This is a genomic window from Mycolicibacterium sp. XJ2546, assembly GCF_053483195.1.
In genome coordinates, this window is the sequence record NZ_JBEFRW010000043.1 from 1 (window position 1) to 1,449 (window position 1,449).

Consider the following 1,449-nt stretch of genomic DNA (forward strand, 5'->3'; position numbering starts at 1 on the left):
TAGGCACTAATTTGGGCCAGTAGGCTCGCGGGATGGTCTGGATTCGGCGAGTGCGCACCGCCTCGGGCGCGACTGCGGTCCAGATCGCCGAATCCGTCGATGGCCGCCGGCGGATCATCCGCCATGTGGGCTCTGCGCGTGATGACGCCGAGCTGGGTCTGCTCATCGAGGAGGCCCGCCGGCTGTTGGCCGATGACACCCAGGGCGAGTTGGATCTGGGGATTACCCCGAAAGCCGTTCGAGCCCATATGGTTCCACCGCAAGCCGGCATGTTGTTCACCGGCGATGCCGGTCAATCTTCAGCGCGGGAGTTGGTGGCGCGGCCACGGGTGCTCAAGAGCTGTAGTGGGTTGCTCTATGACGTCCTGGCGCAGGTGTATGCCAGCTTGGGGTTCGACGACGCGGTGGGCGATGAAGTCTTCCGGGACCTGGTGATCGCCCGGGTGGTGGAGCCGACCAGTCTGCTCGATGTCGATCGGGTGCTGGCCGAGCTGGGCCGCACCTCGGCGTCGTTGTCGACCCGCAAACGCACGCTGCGCCGGGCCCGCGCCGGTGGCTACCGCGACCAGATCGCCGCAGCGTGTTTCGCCCACGCCCGCACCGCCGGTGATGTCAGCCTGGTGCTCTACGACGTCACCACGCTCTACTTCGAGGCCGACAAGGAAGACGACCTGCGCCGCGTCGGCTACTCCAAAGAACGCCGGGTGGACCCGCAGATCGTGGTCGGGCTGCTGGTCGACCGGGGCGGATTCCCCTTAGAGATTGGCTGTTTTGAAGGCAACAAGGCCGAGACACTGACGATCGTGCCGATCGTCAAAGCGTTCCAGGCCCGCCACGGCATCACCGACATGGTCGTCGTCGCCGATGCCGGCATGCTCGCCAGCGGAAATCTGCGCGAGCTCGACGAGGCAGGGTTGCGGTTCATCGTCGGATCCAGGGTTACCAAAGCGCCCAATGATCTGGCATCGCACTTCCATTGGCACGGTGATTTCTTCACTGATGGCCAGATGATCGACACCATCACCCCACGCGATCAACGCGGCACCGCCACCAAGACCAGCGACCCCAAGCGCAAAGCCGAGCCCGTCTGGAATCCGGCCACCCATACCAAGTCGTGGCGGGCGGTGTGGGCGTACTCGACCAAACGCGCGGTGCGCGACACCAAGACGCTCAACTTGCAGGAGAACAAGGCCCGCGCCGTCGTCGCCGGCGAGAAGGCCGCGCGGGTACCGCGGTTCATCAAGAACCGCAACGGTTCCCAAGAATTTGACGAGGCATCGTTGCAACGGGCCCGTCGCCTGGTCGGACTCAAGGGCTACGTCACCAACATCGACGCCGCACTGATGCCCGCGACCGAAGTGATCGCCAGCTACCACGACCTCTGGCACGTCGAGGCGTCCTTCCGGATGTCCAAGTCCGATCTCGCCGCCCGACCCATGTTCGCCCGCA

General features: G+C 65.0%; 1 protein-coding gene. It reads left to right on the forward strand.

Annotated elements, in window-relative coordinates:
* Window positions 1-32: 32 nt before the first annotated feature.
* Window positions 33-1,449 (forward strand): IS1634 family transposase (locus tag ABQE44_RS25730; RefSeq protein WP_448432641.1); only part of this gene is annotated, 1,417 nt, incomplete at its 3' end.